Here is a 21,084-nt window from a genome sequence, read left to right as displayed (position 1 = left end):
CCCCGGTCACAATCTGGCCGCGCTCGATATATAAAAATAGGGCGCATGGGGTTTCGCCTGCCTTCCTTGGCACGAATCGCTTTCCCTCACGCAACAAGACGAGGAGTCAACGCGTGGATATTTTCATTCAGCAACTTATCAATGGTCTGGTGGTCGGCAGTATCTATGCGCTGATCGCACTCGGCTACACCATGGTCTACGGCATTCTCCAGCTGATCAATTTCGCCCACGGCGAAATCGTGATGATGGGCGCCATGATCACCATATCGGCTATCAGTCTTTTGTCCGGCAGCGGTATCAACCTGCCCGGTCCCCTGATGGTCATTGCGGGCTTGATGATCGCTATCCCGATCACCATGCTGCTCGGTTTCACCATCGAGCGAGTCGCCTACCGGCCGCTGCGCAAAGCACCCCGTCTTGCTCCACTGATTACCGCCATCGGTATTTCCATCGTTCTACAACAGGTTGCGGTGCTGATCTGGAAAAACAACCCCCGTTCCTTCCCGGACCTGCTGCCGCATGAGCCGCACAATGTATTTGGCGCCATCATCACCGACTTGCAGATCGTGATCATCGTGCTTGCCATCCTCGTGATGGGCGGTTTGCTGATCATGGTCGAAAAGACCAAGTTGGGCCGTGCCATGCGTGCGGTTTCGATGAATCAGCCGGTTGCCAGCCTGATGGGCGTAAATATCAATTACGTCATCTCGATGACCTTCGTGATCGGCTCCGGCCTGGGCGCCGTCGCCGGCGTGATGGTTGGCGCCAACTATGGCCTGGCCTACCCCACCATGGGCTTTATGATCGGCCTGAAGGCCTTTACCGCGGCAGTGCTGGGCGGTATCGGCAATCTGGCGGGCGCGGTAGCCGGCGGTATCCTGCTGGGCATCATCGAAAGCGTTGGCGCCGGTTACCTCGGCCCACTTACCGGCGGTGTACTGGGTAGTCACTACCAGGACATCTTTGCCTTCATGGTGCTGATTCTGGTGCTGGTGTTCCGTCCGTCCGGCCTGTTGGGCGAACGTGTGGCCGAACGCGCCTGATCCGGGGAGACCAAAGCAAATGCAAGCAATCAAACAATCCAAGACAGCCGCCTATGCCGGCATGGCGATCTTCGCCGTGGTGCTGGCGGTGCTGCCCTTCGTGATGGGAGCCACCCTGGGCAATACCTGGGTGCGCAATCTTGACCTGGCCATGCTGTACATCATGCTGGCCCTGGGCCTGAACATCGTGGTGGGCTACGCCGGCCTGCTGGACCTCGGCTATATCGCCTTCTACGCGGTCGGCGCCTACACCTACGCGCTGCTCAACTCACCGCACCTGGTGCCCATGCTGGCGGGCACCGGTTTCGAGTGGATCCTGCATATGCCTTTGCTGGTGGTGTTGCCGCTGGCGGCATTGCTGGCGGGCATGTTCGGGGTCTTGCTGGGCTCTCCCACGCTGAAGCTGCGTGGCGACTACCTGGCCATCGTTACCCTGGGTTTCGGCGAGATCGTGCGTCTGTTCATGAACAATCTCGATCGCCCGATCAACATCACCAATGGCCCGCAAGGTGTGAACCTGATCGAACCTGTGTCGCTTTTTGGCCACAAGTTCTCGCAATCCATCACCCTGTTCGGTATCGAGTTCCAGAAACTGCATCTGTACTACTACCTGTTCCTGGGTCTGGCCTTGTTGATCATCCTGGTTTCGGTACGCCTGCAAAGCTCGCGTATCGGCCGTGCCTGGGTGGCCATCCGCGAGGACGAGATCGCGGCGCAGGCGATGGGTATCAATACCCGTAACGTCAAACTGCTGGCATTCGCCATGGGCGCCAGCTTTGGTGGCGTGTCCGGCGCCATGTTCGCCAGCTTCCAGGGCTTCGTCTCGCCGGAAAGCTTTATCCTGATGGAATCCATCGTGGTCCTCGCCATGGTCGTTCTGGGCGGCATGGGACATATCCCGGGCGTGATCCTGGGTGCGATCCTGCTGTTCCTGACCCCGGAAGTGTTGCGCGATGTTGTTAATCCGCTACAGGACAAGCTGCTGGGCGAACGTCTGGTCAATCCGGAAAACCTGCGCATGCTGCTGTTCGGCATTGCCCTGATCTTCGTGATGCTGGTCCGGCCGGAAGGCTTATGGCCGTCGAAGCAACGCAAGGCCGAGTTCCACGACGAGGAAGACGCGACGCCCGCCGACGCCGCCGCAAAGGAGGCCAGCCATGGCTGAGCTACTGCTTGAGATTTCCGGCATCAACAAACGATTCGGCGGCTTGCACGCATTGAGCGATGTCGCCTTGTCGATCAACAAGGGCGAGATCTATGGTCTGATCGGCCCGAACGGGGCCGGCAAGACCACCCTGTTCAATGTGCTGACCGGCTTGTACCAACCCGATGAAGGCAAGTTCACCTTCAAGGGCATCGACCTGTTCCGGCAAAAGCCCAATGTCGTGGTGGAAAGCGGCATCGCCCGCACCTTTCAGAACATCCGTCTGTTCCACAATATGACGGCGCTGGAAAACGTGATGGTGGGCCGCCATGTGCGGACCAAGGCCAGCGTGATCGGGGCGGTTTTCCGCGATCCGAAGACCCGTGCCGAGGAAGCCGACATCAAGCAGCGCTCCCTGGCTCTGCTTGAATACGTCGGCATCCGTAAGCACGCCGAGGAAGCCGCCAAGAACCTCTCCTACGGCGACCAGCGCCGGCTGGAAATCGCCCGCGCCCTGGCCACCGACCCGCAACTACTGGCGCTGGACGAACCGGCCGCCGGTATGAACGGCAAGGAAACCGAGGATCTGAAGAAGCTGATGGAAAAGATCCGCAACGACGGCGTCACCATCTTGCTGATCGAGCATGATGTGAAGCTGATGATGGGCTTGTGCGACCGTATCGCCGTGCTCGAATACGGCAAGAAAATCGCCGAAGGGGTGCCCGAGGCCGTCAAGAACGACCCGCGCGTGATCGAAGCCTATCTCGGCGCATCGCCGGACTGAGGGACAGATGAGCAACGATAAGAAACTGTTGGAAGTCAAAGGCCTGCAAGTGGCCTATGGCGGCATTCAAGCCGTCAAGGGCATCGACCTGGAGATACGCCAGGGCGAACTGGTCACCCTGATCGGCGCCAACGGCGCCGGCAAGACCACCACCTTGAAGACCTTGGTCGGCATGGTGAAGCCTGCGGCCGGCACCATCGTGTACGACGGGCAGGACACCGCGCGCCTGCCGGTCCACCACTATGTCTCGCGTGGTTTGGCCATGGTGCCGGAAGGCCGCGGTATTTTCCCGCGCCTGACCGTCGAAGAAAACCTGCTGATGGGTGCCTACTACCGTAACGACAAGCACGAGATCCAGAAGGATCTGGCGCGCGTCTACGAACTGTTCCCCCGCCTGAAGGAACGCTACAAGCAATTGGCCGGCACCCTGTCCGGTGGCGAGCAGCAGATGGTGGCCATGGGCCGTGCCATCCTCAGCCGTCCCAAACTGCTGTTGCTGGACGAGCCTTCGATGGGCCTGGCGCCGATCATCGTGCAGAAGATCTTCGAAATCATTCGCCAGATCGCCGCCGAAGGCGTGACCATGCTGCTGGTGGAACAGAACGCCAAACTGGCGCTCAAGACCGCCAGCCGTGGCTACGTGATGGAAAGCGGTCGAATCACCTTTGCCGACACCGCCGAGGCCTTGTTGGCCAACGAGAAGGTGCAGCACGCTTATCTGGGCGACTAGCCCGACCTGAGCATGAGCAATTCGGGCCCGTCTTTGACGGGCCCTTTTTTCTGGGGGGGTTACCGCAGACTCCCGTCACGGATGGCCGCAACCGTATCGCGTATCAAATGGCCGGAAATACTGAAACGGGGCGGTATGCCGGGCAAGGCATCGATGGGGAACCAGCCGGCCGCTTCGATCTCGCCCTCCTGCGGCACAATCTCGCCGCTCACCCATTCGGCCGTGAACGCCACCATCAAGCTATGCGGGAAGGGCCAGCTCTGGCTGCCGTAGTAGCGCAGATTCCGCACCGTCACGCCCACCTCCTCCGCCACCTCGCGCACCACGCAATCCTCTATCGACTCGCCTGCCTCGACGAAACCGGCCAAGGCGCTGTAGATACCGGGCGCGAAGCCCGGCGAACGGGCCAGCAGGAGTTCCTCGCCGCGCCAGACCAGGGCCATCATGGCAGGGCTGAGGCGGGGGTAGACGATATGCCCGCAGGCCGGACACACGCGGGCCCGCTCCCCCGTGCGGATCTCGGTAGGCGTCGCACACGCGCCACAATACCGATGCGCCCTATCCCACTCCAGCACCTGTGCGGCGCGCGCGGCTACCATCATCAGCGGTTCCGGCATCTGCATCATGGCGGCCCGCAGCGGCACCGCCTTCCAGCCGACCGGCTCGGCCGGCAGCACAGACGCCCAGCAGTCGATGCCCTCCAGCCGCCCCAGATAGTGGCGGGACTGCGCCGACGGCATGAAAAGCGTCTGGCTGACGGTAAGCAATTGCAGGTTCGCCTCGTCGGGCACCAGCAACTTGCCGGTGACGAAGGCAAAATGCCAGACCACTTCGCTGGCGGGAAGAGTGGGCTCAACAGCAGGCAGAAAAACGGTCATGGGCGGGGAGCTTGTCGGGAAAGGCGTCAGTATACGCGCCAGCTTTTCATCGCTTATAGTGGGTTGAGCGGGCTTTTAAGTCCATGGCCCGCCCTGCGGAGATCACTCTATGCTCAAGCTGAAGGACTGGTCCTTAAAGGCCAAGTTGCTGGCGATGTTCTTTGTTGCCAACCTGATCACCGGGGCGCTTTATACGGGCTATGCCTACTATCTGAAATCACAAGCCATTTTCGCCGGGCTGGACGGCCGCCTGGCCGCCGCGGCCAACGCGGCGCCGGACCTGGTCGGCGACAGCTATCTGCAGCGCGGCAATACCGCCGGCAGCATTTCCGACTCCGAATACACCCGCAACGGACTGCGGCTGCATCAACTGGCCGATAAAGTGGGTTTGACCTACCTCTACTTCATGGCGCCGCACGAAGGCAAGTTCCTCCACCTGGCCGCTTCCTTCTCAGCCGAGGATAGAAAACAAGAGCGCTATCGCAAACACTTCTCTCCGCTGGGCCACGCCACCGCCAGCGCCGCCAAGGCGGTCGCACAGGGCACACAAGCCTATGCCGAGTACAGCGCCGACGGCGGTAATTTCCGCACGGTGTTTGTTCCGCTCAAGACCGAGAACGGCTTGCAATACCTGGTCGGCGCCGATATCCGCATCGATCAGATCAAGTCCGAATTGCGCTTCACCCTGGTGCAATCGCTGGCCATCGGCGCGCTGGGTTTTGTCCTGGGCATGCTGGTATCGTACCTGTTGGTCGGCATTATCGTGCGAAGGGTGCAGGCGATCAGCCGGACGATGGACAGTATTGCCCGCGACAAGAACCTGGCCTTGACCGTGGATGCCAGCCAACGCGACGAGCTGGGCCATATCGCCCGCAACCTGAACGAGTTGATGGCGAGCTTTCGCACCGCGCTGAGCGAAGCCAAGACCACCTCCGGCGGCAATGCCCTGCTGTCGCACCAATTCGCCGAACAGACCGCCGCCATGTCGGCCGACACGGTACGGACGGCCCAGGGCCTGGACGAGGTGACGCGCCGGGCGGATGAGATCGCCGAGGTCACCGCCAATTCGGCCGAGCGTGCCGGCTCCCTCAGAACGGAGATCGGCCGGGTGGAGTCCAAGCTGAGTGAAGCCCGTGTACAGATCGAGGCCATGGCCGGCCAGATCGAAGCGGGCGCACAGGCCAACCGCGAATTCACCGGGGCGTTCCAGACCCTCTCGGCCAATGTGCGCGAGATCACCGGCATTCTGCGCACCATTGCCGATATCTCCGACCAGACCAATCTGCTTGCGCTGAATGCCGCCATCGAGGCGGCCCGGGCCGGCGAACAAGGGCGCGGCTTCGCCGTGGTTGCCGACGAGGTCCGCAAACTGGCGGGACAGACTCAGGAGACCCTCGCCAAGACCAATACGATGGTGAGCCGCATCCTCGGCACGATCGAAGCGACCAATGGCCAGGTGGAAGACCAGGCCCGCCAGATCGATGGCCTGGTCAGCGCCTCCAGCACGGTCGATGAAGCCATCGCCAGTACCGCCGAGCTGATGGCCCACACCAGCGGCGTGGTCGGCGAGACCGCCGCCGATGCCGAATCGGCCAGGCAGGCCGTCGCCGCGATTCGTACGGCCCTGAGCGAGCTGAACGAAACCATGCGTGCCAATCGCGACAAAGCCGAGGGCATGGGCGATGCCGCCCGCCAATTGGGCGAGACTTCCCAGCAGCTGGATGGGACCTTGGCGGTGTTTCGGACGGAGTAGCGATTCAGCCTGTCGCGGAAAGCGACCCATAAAACAACAAACGACCCGCAAGCGGGTCTATCGGAGGATTCATCATGGTCAGCAAAAACACCATTTGCCTGTGGTTCGACGGCACCGCCGAAGAAGCAGCCCGATTCTACGCCGAGACCTTCCCGGACAGTACGGTGGACGCTGTCCATCGCGCGCCGGGCGACTATCCAGATGGCAAGCAGGGCGACGTCCTGACGGTCCAATTCACGGTGATGGGCATCCCCTGTCTTGGCCTGAACGGCGGTCCGGCATTCAAACATAGCGAGGCGTTCTCCTTCCAGGTTGCGACCGACGATCAGGCCGAAACCGACCGCCTGTGGGATGCGATCATCAAAAGCGGTGGCCAGGCGAGCGAGTGCGGTTGGTGCAAGGACAAGTGGGGCTTATCGTGGCAGATCACCCCACGCATCCTCACCGCCGCGTACACCGACCCTGATCGTGCCAGGGCCAAGCGCGCCTTCGAGGCGATGATGCAGATGGGGAAAATCGACATCGCCGCGATCGAAGCCGCCCTGCGAGGTTGAAGAGCTGTCCCATTGGCAAATATTCCCGCGCTTTTTTTGGGGGGGTCAATTAATACTCCGGCCTCCTTCCTTGATTAAATCTATTTCCTGACGAAATCCACCGCACAGCCCTCTCTATGTGATGCACGGCTCAATTATCCAATTATCCGTAGGGCCAACAGGGCTGGGATGACTCTGTGCGGCCCCAGACAATGCAAAAAACCAGAAATATTGCAGTCTTTTCGACAATCAGCCATGTTGTTTTTGAGTAAATTTCTCTTTTTTACTAAAGCGTGTTTCGGATTATGAAAAAGAGTATTGCCGCTTACATCAGCCTCGTCCCCTTGGTCGCCTTGATCTCCGCGTGTGGTGGCGGGGATAAATCACACCCGGCGCCCAGTGCTAAATATACCCTGGGCGGTACGGTCAGCGGTCTATCTGCTACGGGCCTTATTCTGTCGAATGGCCAAGACATCATCACGATACCGCCGAACGTAAGTAGTTTTTCCTTTCCCGGTCAATTACAGGCCGGAGAAAACTATGAGGTGAAGGTCGTCGGACAGCCGGCAGGCTTTACGGAAGTTTGCACACTACGAGATGCCGCCGGCAAGATGGGGGCGGCCAACATTTCAAACATTGCTGTATCGTGCCATGCTGCGGTTCTTGGCATCACCACCTTTGCCGGGCCTCCAATTCACGGCACCCCAGGAGATCAGGATGGTATTGGCTTCCAAGCCCGCTTTACTTCGCCAACGGGACTAGGCTTGGACAGTTTAGGCAATCTATATGTTGCAAGCGGCAACGCGGTTCGAAAAATTAGTCCTGCTAGTGTCGTCACGACATTTGCGAGCGGCGTTAAGCGAAACAATGACGTGAGCTCTCCTCGGAACGAATCCGAATTCTCTCCCTTCGGATTGGTCGTGGATGCCTTGGACAATGTATACGTCTCGGATGGCAGTCGAATTCGCAAGATCACGCCTGCCGGGGTGATGAGCACATTGGCCGGCAACCTCAAGGATGGGCGTAATGACGGCACGGGGGAGTCGGCCTCGTTCTACAACCCGGAGGGCCTGGCAGTAGACGCTACCGGGAATGTCTATGTGGCAGATACCGCCAACCACTTGATCCGTAAGATAACCCCAGCGGGCGTGGTCACCACCCTGGCGGGCAGCGGCAGCGTGGGCAAGGAAGACGGCGTAGGTGTTGCGGCCAGTTTTCGAAATCCAAGCGGCCTGGTCGTGGACGCCGAGGGCAATCTCCTTGTTGCGGATCGTTTCAATAACGCAATCCGTAAAATCACCCCTTCTGGCGTGGTTAGCACCTTGGCAGGCATAAATGGCGGGCCTCAAAGCCGAGCGGGCGCAACCCCGAATTTTGTTGAGCCCATGAGCCTGACCATAGACAACGCCGGCAACATCTATGTACTTGATAATGGCGTGGGATATATCCAAAAAATCGCTACCAATGGGATGGTTACGGCATTATTTTCCAATACGACGATCCTGCTAACCGATCCCGTCACCGGCGCGCCAGATTGGTTTGAAAAACCTCGTCATTTAGTTGCGAATAGATACGGCGACCTCTTTGTGGCGGATACCCTGAAACATCGCATCCAACAGGTTGGCGCACAGTAAAGTCAAGGGCAGTTCGTTATCCTTGAAGTAGGTACGGTCGCAGATCGCCAGCCCCCTGCCGATCTGCGACGCCGGAAATAGATACCGGGAGAAGCTAGTAGGCGTATTAAATCAGGGTTTCCCTCAGCAAGCATTGCACTAAAAAACGGAAAATCGCTGCAAAATCAGCTTTAATCGGTCAGTCCAGCTCGACTCGGGAACTGCAAGCCGGTGGCCAAGTTCCCAGACACTACGGCTGGGCAGGAGATTGTCGCTTAGGTCGAAGTCGGTAAGGCTGCGATTGTCCCGCAAGGCTTCCTTGATCGGCCCGACAGCCGCCGGGCCGATATAATTCCCACGCAAATCGACCGCCACCACGGTCTGGTTGCGTCCAAGTCCCTGGGCGAGGACTTCGGCGCCTGGATCGCTGATGCCGCACCCTTGCAAGGCCAGGCACCGCAACCCTTTGATGCTCGGCAAGGTCTTGCCTAACTCAAATGCGGCGCTGTTACCCATCGAAATGTTTCCGCTCAGATCAAGTTCCAATCCGGTCAACGTGGCATTGGACGACAACCATCGTGCCAACAATTTGGCGGCATCGCTTTCCAGGCTATTGTCGCGCAAGTCCAGGCGCCTGATATTTCCTGCTTCCGACCAATTGGCGGTTAGCACTCGTACGCCGGGCATTTTAAATAAGTTTGCACTCAAATCCAGATGCGTCAGGCTGGTGTTTCGGCGCAGACCTTCAACCAACAGGGGCATATCGGTGTCCAGGATATAATTTCCGCTAAGATCCATCTTTCGAATCGTTGCCGATTGCGCCAGGAAATCAGCAATCGCATTGATCGAACTGTAAAATATCCCATTGCCGCTTAGATCGAGCTCAATCAGGCGGCAACAGCCCCCCTGGCCGATCAGGCCAGGTAGGCAATGGCCGATATCATTGCTTCTGAGGTTGATTTTCAATATATGCTGATTGTTTTCCAGCATGCAGAAGATAATAAAAACATCGCCGCCCGCCAATCTACGACCGCTCAAATCAAGCTCGGTGCACTGCGGATCGTTCGCCGCGATTCGCGCGTGGATCTCCGGAATTTTTGCATTAAAAACCCTGGCCAACCTGGGCTGCCTTAATATCCCCTTTCTGTCCAAGGGCGACCATCCGGGATTCGCGGCCAAATAAACCGCAAGCAAGGGGGAATGTTCCAAACGTGCTTCCAGTACGCAGATACCGCCGCAGTGAATTTCGTTACCGCTCATGTCCAGCTTGCGCAGGCTTGATAACAGCGGCAACTCGTCGGCAATCAGCATCGCACCGCGCGTGCCAATCCCATTCCGGCTGATGTCGAGGCTAGCCAGCGTCGGCGTGGACCGCAGCAGCATAGCTAAGTAAGACGCGCCCTTGTCGCGGAGATGGTTGCCGCCAAGATCCAGTTCGACAAGCCTGGCGCCGAGCCCCTTGGCAAGAATGGCGGCGCCGGCCGCGTCGATACCGTTATTGCGCAGATTGATTTTCCGCACCTGGGTATTGCCGCGCAACGCCTGGCTCAATTGCGTCAATTCATAGCGGGTCAGCCGCCTGCCGCTCAGATCGACTTCCGTATGGCGTGGATCGTCATGGCGGATGAAATCGCATAGCTCGGTGATACTTTCCGGAGAAGCGGCGGCCGCCGACGCCCTCGCCGCCGATCGTTCGGCATACGTAGATTGAGTAGGTATCACAAGATCCATCACAGCTCCTTCCGCGATCCACAGGCAACGATCTCCCATGTCGCTTCATCGCTTAGAGGCATTGATGAACATGTTCTTCTGAATTTGCACCCGCGCTATCGATAGTGCCAAGAGCACTTGCGCTGTCGGTCCTATACTTAAGTATTATTTAAATACCACCCCCTTTCGCGTAGCCTGACCATATTTGCGTGATATTTATAATTAGCCGCACCGTCATCGCCGCAACATGGATAGGCGATGCATATAATGCCGAAAGGATAAAGGGAAATGCCAAAAAAAACGATCAGCGAAGGTATATCCGAGGCACTTCAAATTTCGCTTTCAAAAAAGCACTCCACCGGAGGGATATGCGCTTCGTTCGCATTTGACTGGATAAAAAAGAGCTTGAATGGCATGACGCCAACGGCCGAAATCTATACGGTCGCCAAGCGACTGGACAAAATAGCCTCGCGTCAAAAACTGCAGGACGGCGGGTGTTTCTCGGCTGGTGGACTTCCTGATTTGGCAAAGGGTTACAAGCTGAAGCTGGCTGCCACCAATTGCCGGAAGGCAATGCACGATTTTGCGTCCGATTCGGATTCCAGCGACTCGCTGGAGAGTAAAATCGATGCCCTGAACGCGGGGATATATTACGTCTCGATGGAATTAAAAGGCGACAGGCATGGATTTGCAGTCGATTTCCGACGCAACGACATATTTTACGTAGGGGATGTCGGCACCGGCACTTACAGCGAAACCGGGACAAGCCGAACCCGGTGCATACAAGACCAGGTCAATCTATTCCAGGATGAGGCACTGTCCTTTGAGTTGTATGCCGTGACACTGGCGTGATGAAGCGCACTTACTCCAGTATCTGCACGATCTCCAAGCCGATCTCATAGCGCAGGCCCGCTTCCAGCTCGTGGCAGCGACGTACCTTGACCCTGGCAGTCATCGGTTGCGACGGTAGGCCGTTGGTGCGCGGCGGCATGACCGTGACTTCCAGGATTTCGCCGGGCCTAGGGACGAAATCGCTGTGCACGGTCAGCCCTCCCACCGAGAGATCGATGCAGGTGCCGTAGTAGCTGGGGCCAAGATCAAGGGTGCGTATACGCGCCGGGCAAGCCAGCGGGATACGGCGGTTGATGCGCTTGTTACGGCTCACATGCAGTCTCGGGACGGAATGGCGTTGAGGCAGAGTAGTCAACCTTCAATATCGGCACAATCCTAAATTTCGGCGCGCGCACCTTCCGCTTATCCGCCGGCCCTGTGCACGACCCCGAAGCCGTCATATAGTATGGAAAAATAAACCCGTTTCGACAGGAGTCCAACCATGTCCAGCATGGGCGCAGTCAAATCCTATAGCGCAAGTCTGTCGCAGACCCTGCAGGAATCCACCCGCATCCTGATGCAGGATGTGCAACGCGGAGCGGATCGCCTGGACCGCAAAAAGGCGGCCATTTCACAAGCCGGCCTGGAGCGGGTGCAGCAGTCGAACCAGACCTCCGCCAATATCTCCGCGCACCAAGGCAAGATCGATACCTACGCTTGAAAATCGTCGGGCCGGGCGGCCAGCGGAGCGGCCACGTATAATCGGCCGCTATGTCCGATACCTACGCCGTTGATCATTACGAGAACTTCCCGGTCGCCTCGCTATTGCTGCCGCCAGCGATGCGGCGCCCTATCGCCATCGTCTATCGCTTTGCCCGCACCGCCGACGATTTCGCCGACGAGGGCGACCATGGCCCTGCCGAGCGCCTCGCCCTGCTGGATGGCTACCGCGCCGAGCTGGACCGCCTGGAAGCCGGCCTGGCGCCGCAAAGCGCGCTATTCGCCGATCTGCGCGACCAGGTGCTGGTGCCGCATAAGGTTCCCGTGCAACTATTCCGCGACCTGCTCGATGCTTTCTCGCAGGATGTGGTCAAAACCCGCTTCGCCGACTTCGGCGAAGTCATGCATTACTGCCGCCGCTCGGCCAACCCGGTTGGCCGTATCGTGCTGCATCTGGCCGGGCAGGCAGGCAGCAAGCAACTCGCCTGGTCCGACGGCATCTGCGCGGCGCTGCAGCTGATCAACTTCTGGCAAGACGTCGCGGTGGATTGGCAAAAGCAACGGGTCTACCTGCCGCAAGACGAATTGGCGCGCTTCGGCGTCACCGAAGCCCAGATCGCGGCGGCGCAGGTGGATGCGAACTGGCGCGCCTTGATGGCCTTCCAGATCGACCGTACCCGCCGGCTGCTGCGGGCCGGCTCTCCCTTGGGTACCACCCTGCCCGGCCGGCTGGGACTGGAGATCCGTCTTACCGTGCTGGGCGGCGATGCCATTCTCAAGAAGATCGAAGCGGCCGACTACGATGTGTTCCGCCGGCGCCCAAAGCTGGGGGCCCTGGATTGGCCCATGTTGTTGTTGCGCGCGATTTTCCCGAGGGCGATTCGATCTTAGTGATATCTACCGAAAGTCCTCACCCGGAGTTTTTTCGAAAGCATCGGTGGGCATTTCTCCGTTACAGATATGTCGAATGTTTTAGACACTAAAGGCCAAACCATGTTGAAACGTAGCCTAGTATCGTCGGTGCTGCGCCAGTTCATTCAACACTCGGACGAAGTACGCGAGTACGACGCTTTCCTGCAACGCAAGGTCGAGCTCGGACGAGTCTCAATGCGTAAAGGCCAAGGCCTATCGGGAGACCTAGTCGAGGCCGAGTTCGCTGCACGGCGTGCGAATGTAATGAACCGGATGTGAAGGATGTGAAGGTTAGCGAAGAAACCGCCTAGCAGGACTATTCGGACCGACGCGTAGTAATCAACCCGCTAGCAATGATCAACCCCACCGCCAGCCAATTGCTTGGCGGATAGGCGTCGTGCCAAATTAACACCCCCAACAGGCTTGAGCACAGCACCGTGGTGTAGGTCAGGCTGGCTACCGCCAGGGTGCGGCCGGTACGGTAGGCGCGCGTCATCGCCAGTTGCGCACAGGTGGCGCATGCCCCCATCCCCAGCAGTATCCAGATATTGTCGGCGGTCACCGGACTGAATCGCTCGAACAGCATCCAGACGCCGGCCGCCAGGGTGGCGATCAGGGAAAAATAGAACACGGTGCGCCAATCCGGCTCGCCGGCCTCCCCCAGCATGCGGACATTCAGGTAGGCGATGCCGGCACCGAAGCCCGAGCCCAGCCCGATCAAGCCGGCCAGCCACTGTTCGCGGGCAAAGGTTGGATGCAGCAGCAGTATCACCCCGAAAAAGCCCAGCACCACGGCCAGCAGCAGGTTGAACGAGGGTCTTTCACGCAACCAGATGGTGGTGAACAGCGCCAGGAACATGGGCGAGGTGTAATTGAGCGTGACGGCCGTCGCGAGCGGTAGGTGCGAAATCGCATAGAAGGACATCATCAGCGCGGCGGTGCCTGCGATCGCCCGGGTGCATTGTTTGGCCAGGACCGGGGTGCGCAGGGAGCCGCCTCTCACCCCTATCACGCCGGCCACCACCAGCAGCCCGAAAAAACAACGATAGAACACCAGCTCCGCCGTGCTGAATTGGGCTGAGCCCAGCTTGACGATGGCCCCCATGCACGCGAACAACACCGATGCCAGCAACATCCAGAAGGAGCCGGATTGCAGTATGCGGGTATGTAGGGGGCGAAGCACCGAAGCGGGAGAAGAGCGGCTGGACATAGCCCATTTTACCGGTCTCTGCCATAGGCCTCGCCCCCATGCAGAAATATATGCCGCCCCTTCTGCCCGCTCTTAGACCTTCAACAACAGTGCGCCGGAAAGCAGTTTCATCAGCTCGCCTTGCCTATGCGTACCGGTCTTCCAGAACATGGACTTAAGCTGGGTACGGACGGTAGAGACCTGCACCTGCAAGCGCTCCGCCGCTTCCGAAGGGGTACAGCCTTCCAGCAACAGGGCAGCCAGGCGACATTCCGCCGGCGACAGGCCGTAAAGGGCGGCCAGGACATCCAGCGGTTGCGCTTCGCTGACGCTGGGGTCATGCGCCATCAGCAGGACCAAGGGCCGTTGCGAATCGGCGGCCAGGGGCGAATCGGCCGGCAGGGGCGCGACCAGCACGGTCAGGCGGCCACCATCGGTCCGCTCCAAGGCCAGGGCGCCACCCTGCGCCTGCCGTGCGCTGGCCTGCTGCAATAGCGAAGCAAGCCGGGCATGGATATTTGGCGCGTCGGCCACCAAGCGGCCCTGCCGCACACATATACCGGGCAAGCCGCCTATTTCTGCGGCATGGTTGGCGAACAACACCCTTCCCTCGCCATCCACCACCCACAGGGGCGCTGCCAAGCGGTCGAGCGCCTGCCTGGCCACTGCCGCCTGCATGCGCAAGCGGGAAAATTCGGTGGATAAGCGACAAGCCAGCTCGATATGCGGCGACAAGCGCTTCAACAGCTCCGCTTCGCCTTCATTGAACGGCGCGGCATCGAGACCCCGCTGAAAGCCGATAATGGCCTCGTTGTGACCGTCGTCGAAGGCGCGCGCGCCTATCACCCTACGCAATCCATTCGGCAACATATAGTGCTGAAAGAACTCGTTCTGGGCGACAAAGCGATCGTCGAAGTGCTGGTGTTCACATATCCATTCACCGACCGGGGTACGGTCGATGATGGCCGTCCAAGGGTCGATCTGCAGATATTTATCGGCATAACTGGCGATCACTGCTTCGCTATGGCCAAAGCTATGCCATTGCAAAGGCTTACCCGTGGCTTTGTCGCGCAGGTAGAAACCACCTGAGGTGGCGCTCACGGCCTCGCCGATGCGGCGCAGCAATCCGTCCCATTTATTCGGCTCAAGGACGACGGCGTGAATGGAGGTAACCAGTAGGTCGTATTGACGCAGTTTGTTCTCTGCCATGCTTGGGCTTAATTATTTTGTGTCCCGCATTCTCTACAAGCCACCCTCCCCGCACAAGCGTTTAAATTCGGGGAGGGGCGGCAAAGCCGGTTCCGGACACGGATCGGCCAGGCGCCGCCCGCACAGGCGGAGAGCAAGAGAGCGGAATCGATAAGCGAAAAATTGATCATAATTATATAGGGAGTAGCAAGCGCTTGCGCGGATAGCTGCAGCCGCCTGGCGCCACGCATACAGCCAACAACACCCCGCATTTCTATCCACTAGCCCCCATATCCCGGCAAGAATGGCACGCTATCCACCATATGGGTGATGACGGTAGGTAAGCAAGTATTTATATTGCATTTATCCGCCCGAGGAGGAGGAAATCTCGGAGGAGGAGGAAAACCCTCCAGGCCAGCGCACAGACGATGGCCTTAATTTTGTCGGCGGATCGGGTGTAGGCAGCACATACAACAGCCCGGCGCATGCCGATGAGATACAAAAAAAGCGCGGGCGACCTGTTGGCCGCCCGCCACTATTGGGGAAGCGCTGCAAAACTGCCGACACCCCTGCGAGTGAGGGTTGTCCAGCGCTTCCCTGATATCGACGCCTGAATTATTGCCCCATCGGTCTTTCCATTTGGCGCGGCAAGGTGAAGTAGAAAGTCGCGCCCTGTCCCAGCGAGCCCTTGGCCCATACCCGGCCGCCATGCCGATTGATAATCCGCTGCACGATCGCCAGGCCCACGCCATTGCCCTCGAATTCCTGCGGGCTGTGCAAGCGCTGAAATGCACCGAACAGCTTGTCGGCATAGGCCATATCGAATCCTGCACCATTGTCCGATACATAGAAGGCATTTTGCCCATCTATATGGGTGGCGCCGAACTTGATCTCGGCGGCGTTTGATTTGGCGGTGAATTTCCAGGCATTCGCCAGCAGATTCTGCATGGCCACCCTGACCAGCTTGGGGTCGGCATCGGTAACCAGATTAGGCATGATGACGATATTGACGCCTCGCTCGGCATCGGTCTGCTTCAGCTCCTGCAGGATATCGCCGGCCATTTCGGACAAATTGACCGGCTGAGTGTTCACCTCGCTGCGGGTCAACTTGGACAGATTGAGCAGATCGTCGATCAGGTTGGACATGTTCTGGGTGGCGCGGCGGATACGGCCCAGGTACTGCCGGCCGGCATCGTCAAGCTTGTCGGCGTAATCCTCCAGCAGCACCTGCGAGAAGCCATCCACGCTGCGCAGCGGTGCGCGCAGATCGTGCGAGACCGAATAGGAAAACGCTTCCAGCTCCTTGTTGGCAGCAGCCAGCGCCTTGGTACGCTGCTCGACCAGCTCTTCAAGATGATTGCGATAGTGGTTCAGCTCGATCTCGGTCGATTTGCGCACCGAGATATCGATCAGATAACCCTGCAGATGCCGCTCGCCGGTTTCGTCCGGAATCGCGGTGGCGACCAGCATCACCCAGACCGCTTTACCGTCCACGCCCAGCATGCGGCATTCGAACTCGATCGTATTGTCCTTGTCCTGCGTTTCGGTAAACAACTTATACGCCAGGTGCCGGTCGTCCTGATGCAGGTAACTGGTAAGAAAGCCTTCGCTGTACCAGATATGCAGCGGATAGCCCAGCAGGGTCTCGGCTTGCGGGCCGACATAGGTAAAGCGCCACTCGGCCGGGTTGGCCTCCCAGGGCACCACATTGGTCGATTCCACCAGGCGTCGATACCTGTCCTCACTGGAACGCAGGGCATGTTCGATCTGCTTGCGCTGCTGGATATCGGCTTCCAGCTCCTTGTTCTTGCTTTCCAGCTCGCCGAACAGGCTATGCAGCGACTGGCGGGTGATTTCCAGGCTTTGGCCCAGCTTGCCGATTTCGTCCTGGCGCTTCCATTCGAAGGGCGTGGAAAGATCGCGCCGCGCCAGCCTGATCGACTCCGCCATCAGCCGTTGCAGGGGGTTGAGCACGCGCTTCTGCAGGATCAGCAGGATAAACCCCAGGCTGGCCAGCAGCTGGATCACTGCCGTCAGCGAGTAATAGCGCTGGTATTGGTGTATGGACGCCAGTGCGGTGCCGTCGTCCATCTCCACGGTCACCTTGCCGATGACGTTGCCTTGCTTGGTCACGCTCTGCGACAGCGTCTTCAGTTTGCCCTGGCGGCGTTCCGGACTGTTTTTTTCCAGGAAGGTACCCAGCGTGGCGTCCTGTACGATCACCCGCACGATACGCTCGTCGCTCATCACCGATGCCATCAAGGGCGCGCCGGTATCCGGGGACAGATTCCACAGCGGCTCCTGCATGCCCAACACCAGAATCTCGGTAATGCGGTTATGGTCCTCGCTCAGGCGCTTGATCAGCGAATCCTCCTGTCTTTGCAGGGTCAGATAACTGATAAACATACCTGGTACCAACAGGCCCGCCAGAATTGCGAACACCACGGCGCGGCGCAGCGTGAGGGTCATGAAACAGCTCCCGAATTTTTGTTGGATAATTTTCTGCCGCGACCGGCGAAAGCGCTAACAATGCCTGACCATGCCACAGCCGGCAAACCGGCTCCACCGCTGGATCGCAGTCAAAACACGCTTCCTTAGGAATACTCTGATTGTAATGCGCTAACGAGCGCAAGCGAGGCTCCCTCGCGGCGGGTGCGTGGTTGTTGCCCCTTTAGGGGCTTACAACCACGGCCTACCCTTTACGGGTGCGAGGGCGGGGGGCGTGGAATAAAACAGCGAGGGATCGTTGATTTACCACGGACCGCTAGCACCCGGCTTTGCCGGGTGGTGAGCTGCGAGTTGAGTTCGCGCAATATTTCAGTGCATCCTTAGCTTATTATTAGGCGCGCTGGAGTAGTGATGCAAACATCGCATGCAGTAGCAACAAGGAGAAGCAGTTGAAAGTCGTGATTCTGGGCGCCGGCATAACCGGCGTAAGCTCTGCCTGGTTTTTACGCGAAGCCGGCTTTGACGTGACCGTGCTGGATCGTCAACCCGAGGCCGCGCTGGAAACCAGCTTCGCCAATGGCGGCCAGATTTCGGTATCGCAATCCGAGCCCTGGGCCAATCCCGGCGCGCCGCTGAAGGTGCTCAAGTGGCTGTGGCGCGACGATTCGCCCTTGCTGTTCCGCCCCCGCCTCGACCCGCGCCAATGGGCCTGGGGCCTGCAATTCCTGCGCGAGTGCACACCCGGCCGCACCGAACGCAACATCATCCAGATGGTCAATCTGGGCCTGTATAGCCGCGACACGCTGCGCTACCTGCGCGAGTCCACCGGCATCCGATATGACCATCTTGCCCGCGGCATCCTGCAAGTCTATTTCGACCAGCAGAGTTTCGATGCCGCCTCGGATGCCTCGGCGCTGATGCGGCAATACAACTGTCACCGCGAGGCCATTACAAGCGAACGGGCCATCGAACTGGAACCGGCACTGGCAGGGTTGGCAGGCCGGCTCAGCGGCGCAGTCTATGCGGTGGACGACGAATCGGGCGATGCCCGCCTCTTCACCCAGGGCTTGGCCGAGCTGGCCGCCGAGCGCGGCGTGGAATTCCGCTTCAATACCTGCATCCGCGCCCTGCATGCGGAAGGAGGCAAGATCAGCGGTGTACGGATCTGCGATAGCGAGGGCCGGCAGGAAGACGTCCAGGGCGATTACTACCTGGTTTGCCTGGGGAGCTACAGCCCGCAATTATTGGCGCCCGTGGGCGTCCATCTGCCCATCTATCCCACCAAGGGCTATTCGGCCACGATCTCGACCGAGGACTATAGCGGCGCGCCCACCATCAGCATCACAGACGATGCGGTCAAGATGGTGTACACCCGCCTGGGCGACCGCATCCGCATTGCAGGCACGGCGGAATTGAACGGCTACAATACCGACCTCAACCCGGTGCGCTGCGAAGCCCTGACGCGGCGCTACTTCTCGCTGTTTCCCAACTCGGCCGATCCCAACTCGGTGCAATACTGGACCGGCTTGCGCCCTTCCACGCCATCGAACGTCCCCATCATCGGCCGCTCGGCCTTGCCCAATCTCTACCTGAATACCGGCCACGGCACCTTGGGCTGGACCGAAGGCCCAGGCTCCGGCCGCGCCATCGCCGATATCATCGCCGGGAAGCAGCCAGAGCTGGCGTTCGACTTCGTGGGGAGTTGAACAGCAGGACGGGCCTACCTTTTCAGCCAGGCCTTGCGCGCTTCCAGCTTGGCGGCATCGTCTTCCACGGCCTTCAAGCCCACCGTATTGGCCGGGGCCGCTTCCAGTTTCACCTTGAACTTCATCAGTTCGTCGCGGCGAAATGCCAGCACCTCCAGCTTGTCGCCTGGCTTGGCCGCGACCAAGGCGGCATCCAGGTTGGCCTGGCTTGCCTTCAGGCCATCGATGGCCACCAGCACATCGTTGGCCGACAGTCCGGCCGCCATGGCGGGACCATCGCTGAGCACATGGCTCAACTTGACCAAGCCGCTATCCGAGCCCATACGGGCGCCCAACCAGACGCCGGACGGCTTGCTCTTTTCCAGCCAGCCACCCTTGTCCGCCGCGCCGACCTGGCCGCGCGCCTGCCATTGGATGCCCACCTCGGCCAACGACTCCTGTAGCGGCAAAGCGTCGGTACTGCGCAAGAAGTGGTCGAACAAGGGCTTGAGCGCCAGTCCGGTCACCTCCTCCGCCACCGCCTCCCAGGCCGCTTCCGGCACGCCCACCGGCTTGCCCTCGTAGAAATCCCGGCCGTAGCGTTGCCACAAGGTGCGCATCACATCGTCCAGCGAGCGTTTGCCGCCGGTTTGCCTGCGGATATGCAGATCCAGGCACAGCCCGGCCAGGGCGCCCTTGGTGTAGTAGCTCACCATGCTGTTCGGCGCGTTTTCGTCCGGGCGGTAGTATTTGATCCAGGTATCGAAGCTGGAATCCTCCAGCGTCTGCACGGTATGGCCCGGGGTACGCAGGACACCGGTGATGGTCTGCGACAGCAGCTCCAGATAGCTATCGAGCTCGATCAGGCCGGCCCGTACCAGCACCAGGTCGTCGTAATAGCTGGTCAGCCCTTCGAAGGCCCACAGCAGGCGCGAATAGGCTTCGCCTGCGGAAGGATACGGCGCATAGGCGGCAGGCTTGATGCGTTTGACGTTCCAGGTATGGAAATACTCGTGGCTGATCAGGCCCAGGTACTGCCGGTAAGCGCTCTTCATGCCGGTTTCGCCGGGTTGCGGCAGGCTGTCGCGGCTGGCCATCAGGGCTGTCGAGGCGCGGTGCTCCAAGCCGCCGTAGCCGTCGCCGCTGACAAAGGTCATGAACACATAGCGATCGAACGGCGCCGGCTCGCCGAACAATTTGATCTGGTATTCGCAGATCGCCTTGACGTCGCGCGCCAGGCGCTTGGAGTCGATGCGCGGCAGGCGGCCGGACAGCACGAAGTCGTGCGGCACACCGCAGGCCTTGAATTGGATCAGGGTGAAATCACCCAACTCGACCGGGTGGTCGATCAATTCGTCGTAGTTGGCCGCCGTGTAGCTGCCGAAGGCATAGGGCTTGGCCTTGAGTGGCTTGAGGCTGGTGGCCACGCGCCAATCGCGGTATTCCTTACCGCTGGGTGCGTGCAATTCGACCGCCACCGGCGCATCCAATTGGCCGACCACGCCCAGGCACAAGCTGGTGCCGTTGAAAAAAGCGCGCGTCTGGTCCAGGTAGGCCGTGCGTACCGACAGGTCGAAGCCGTAGACGGTATAGCGTACGGTCAGCGCCCCCTTGGCCGGGGCGACCTGCCAGGTGCATTTGTCCAGCTTGCTGACCGCCAACGGACCGTCAGCGTCTTCCGCCACCAGGGTGACGATATTCTTGGCGAACTCGCGTATGAGGTAGGAGCCCGGTATCCATACCGGCAGGCTCAACACCTGCCCGGCGCTGTCGGGCTGCTCCACCGTCAGCGTAACGTCGAAAAGATGCGCCTCGGGCGCAGCGGGAAAAATCTCGTAGCGAATAGCGGGCTTCATCAGGGCCATCTCGGTGCGCAGGGGAAAGGCGCGCAGTTTACGCCCTTGGCCGCCAAAGCAACATCGC

General features: G+C 59.7%; 18 protein-coding genes. 11 read left to right on the top strand and 7 right to left on the bottom strand.

The window, feature by feature from the left end:
* Positions 1-113 precede the first annotated feature (113 nt).
* Genes FNU76_RS21075 through FNU76_RS21060 form a run of 4 tightly spaced genes read left to right on the top strand, consistent with a single transcriptional unit; the run spans position 114 to position 3,701 of the window.
* Positions 114-1,043, top strand: a complete 930-nt coding sequence (locus FNU76_RS21075) for a branched-chain amino acid ABC transporter permease (RefSeq protein WP_144280028.1) — start codon at positions 114-116, stop codon at positions 1,041-1,043.
* Between the two features lie 19 nt (positions 1,044-1,062).
* Positions 1,063-2,208 (top strand): ABC transporter permease subunit, encoded by a 1,146-nt coding sequence (locus FNU76_RS21070; RefSeq protein ID WP_144280027.1) that lies wholly within the window; start codon positions 1,063-1,065, stop codon positions 2,206-2,208.
* Positions 2,201-2,971 carry an ABC transporter ATP-binding protein gene (locus FNU76_RS21065; protein WP_144280026.1) on the top strand — a complete coding sequence of 257 codons (771 nt, stop codon included), beginning with the start codon at positions 2,201-2,203 and terminating at the stop codon, positions 2,969-2,971. Before FNU76_RS21070 ends, FNU76_RS21065 begins: the two co-directional genes overlap by 8 nt.
* Before the next feature lie 7 nt (positions 2,972-2,978).
* The gene (locus FNU76_RS21060; protein ID WP_144280025.1) at positions 2,979-3,701 is read left to right on the top strand and encodes an ABC transporter ATP-binding protein; all 723 of its coding nucleotides are present in this window, start codon (positions 2,979-2,981) and stop codon (positions 3,699-3,701) included.
* A 59-nt stretch (positions 3,702-3,760) separates the two neighbouring features.
* Here the strand turns inward: FNU76_RS21060 and nudC are convergent, their stop codons facing one another.
* On the bottom strand, positions 3,761-4,579 hold the full coding sequence (gene nudC, locus FNU76_RS21055; RefSeq protein WP_144280024.1) for an NAD(+) diphosphatase: 819 nt from the start codon (positions 4,577-4,579) through the stop codon (positions 3,761-3,763).
* Between the two features lie 109 nt (positions 4,580-4,688).
* Between nudC and FNU76_RS21050 the strand changes: the two genes are divergently transcribed.
* The 3 genes from FNU76_RS21050 (at position 4,689) to FNU76_RS21040 (ending at position 8,499) form a co-directional block, all read left to right on the top strand.
* A complete protein-coding gene (locus FNU76_RS21050) occupies positions 4,689-6,332 on the top strand; it encodes a methyl-accepting chemotaxis protein (protein WP_144280023.1) in 1,644 nt (547 codons plus the stop codon).
* 74 nt (positions 6,333-6,406) lie between these two features.
* Complete coding sequence (locus tag FNU76_RS21045) at positions 6,407-6,886, top strand: VOC family protein (protein WP_144280022.1); 480 nt, start codon at positions 6,407-6,409, stop codon at positions 6,884-6,886.
* A gap of 284 nt (positions 6,887-7,170) precedes the next feature.
* The gene (locus FNU76_RS21040; protein WP_144280021.1) at positions 7,171-8,499 is read left to right on the top strand and encodes an NHL domain-containing protein; all 1,329 of its coding nucleotides are present in this window, start codon (positions 7,171-7,173) and stop codon (positions 8,497-8,499) included.
* Positions 8,500-8,637: 138 nt separating this feature from the next.
* Here the strand turns inward: FNU76_RS21040 and FNU76_RS21035 are convergent, their stop codons facing one another.
* The gene (locus FNU76_RS21035) at positions 8,638-10,209 is read right to left on the bottom strand and encodes a leucine-rich repeat domain-containing protein (protein ID WP_179958230.1); all 1,572 of its coding nucleotides are present in this window, start codon (positions 10,207-10,209) and stop codon (positions 8,638-8,640) included.
* Positions 10,210-10,476: 267 nt separating this feature from the next.
* Here FNU76_RS21035 and FNU76_RS21030 point away from each other — a divergent pair, with 267 nt between their 5' ends.
* Positions 10,477-11,040, top strand: coding sequence for a hypothetical protein (locus FNU76_RS21030; protein WP_144280019.1), 564 nt, complete (start codon positions 10,477-10,479; stop codon positions 11,038-11,040).
* A 10-nt stretch (positions 11,041-11,050) separates the two neighbouring features.
* Here FNU76_RS21030 and FNU76_RS21025 read toward each other — a convergent pair whose 3' ends face one another.
* A complete protein-coding gene (locus FNU76_RS21025) occupies positions 11,051-11,353 on the bottom strand; it encodes a PilZ domain-containing protein (RefSeq protein ID WP_179958229.1) in 303 nt (100 codons plus the stop codon).
* Positions 11,354-11,521: 168 nt separating this feature from the next.
* Here FNU76_RS21025 and FNU76_RS21020 point away from each other — a divergent pair, with 168 nt between their 5' ends.
* Both FNU76_RS21020 and hpnC read left to right on the top strand, forming a co-directional pair.
* Positions 11,522-11,740: a hypothetical protein gene (locus tag FNU76_RS21020; protein WP_144280017.1), complete on the top strand. Its 219-nt coding sequence runs from the start codon at positions 11,522-11,524 to the stop codon at positions 11,738-11,740.
* Between the two features lie 50 nt (positions 11,741-11,790).
* Positions 11,791-12,630 (top strand): squalene synthase HpnC, encoded by an 840-nt coding sequence (gene hpnC, locus FNU76_RS21015; RefSeq protein ID WP_144280016.1) that lies wholly within the window; start codon positions 11,791-11,793, stop codon positions 12,628-12,630.
* A gap of 337 nt (positions 12,631-12,967) precedes the next feature.
* Here the strand turns inward: hpnC and FNU76_RS21010 are convergent, their stop codons facing one another.
* From FNU76_RS21010 to FNU76_RS21000, 3 genes are all read right to left on the bottom strand, one after another.
* Positions 12,968-13,861, bottom strand: a complete 894-nt coding sequence (locus tag FNU76_RS21010) for a DMT family transporter (protein WP_223879124.1) — start codon at positions 13,859-13,861, stop codon at positions 12,968-12,970.
* A gap of 72 nt (positions 13,862-13,933) precedes the next feature.
* The gene (locus tag FNU76_RS21005) at positions 13,934-15,049 is read right to left on the bottom strand and encodes a helix-turn-helix transcriptional regulator (RefSeq protein ID WP_144280015.1); all 1,116 of its coding nucleotides are present in this window, start codon (positions 15,047-15,049) and stop codon (positions 13,934-13,936) included.
* Between the two features lie 594 nt (positions 15,050-15,643).
* A complete protein-coding gene (locus tag FNU76_RS21000) occupies positions 15,644-17,497 on the bottom strand; it encodes an ATP-binding protein (protein WP_144280014.1) in 1,854 nt (617 codons plus the stop codon).
* 437 nt (positions 17,498-17,934) lie between these two features.
* Between FNU76_RS21000 and FNU76_RS20995 the strand changes: the two genes are divergently transcribed.
* Positions 17,935-19,182: a D-amino acid dehydrogenase gene (locus FNU76_RS20995; RefSeq protein WP_308418651.1), complete on the top strand. Its 1,248-nt coding sequence runs from the start codon at positions 17,935-17,937 to the stop codon at positions 19,180-19,182.
* A 14-nt stretch (positions 19,183-19,196) separates the two neighbouring features.
* Here FNU76_RS20995 and FNU76_RS20990 read toward each other — a convergent pair whose 3' ends face one another.
* A complete protein-coding gene (locus FNU76_RS20990; RefSeq protein WP_144280012.1) occupies positions 19,197-21,017 on the bottom strand; it encodes a M61 family metallopeptidase in 1,821 nt (606 codons plus the stop codon).
* Positions 21,018-21,084: the final 67 nt, after the last annotated feature.

Source organism: Chitinimonas arctica (assembly GCF_007431345.1).
Classification (GTDB): domain Bacteria; phylum Pseudomonadota; class Gammaproteobacteria; order Burkholderiales; family Chitinimonadaceae; genus Chitinimonas; species Chitinimonas arctica.
This window is presented reverse-complemented; position numbering and strand designations above follow the sequence as displayed.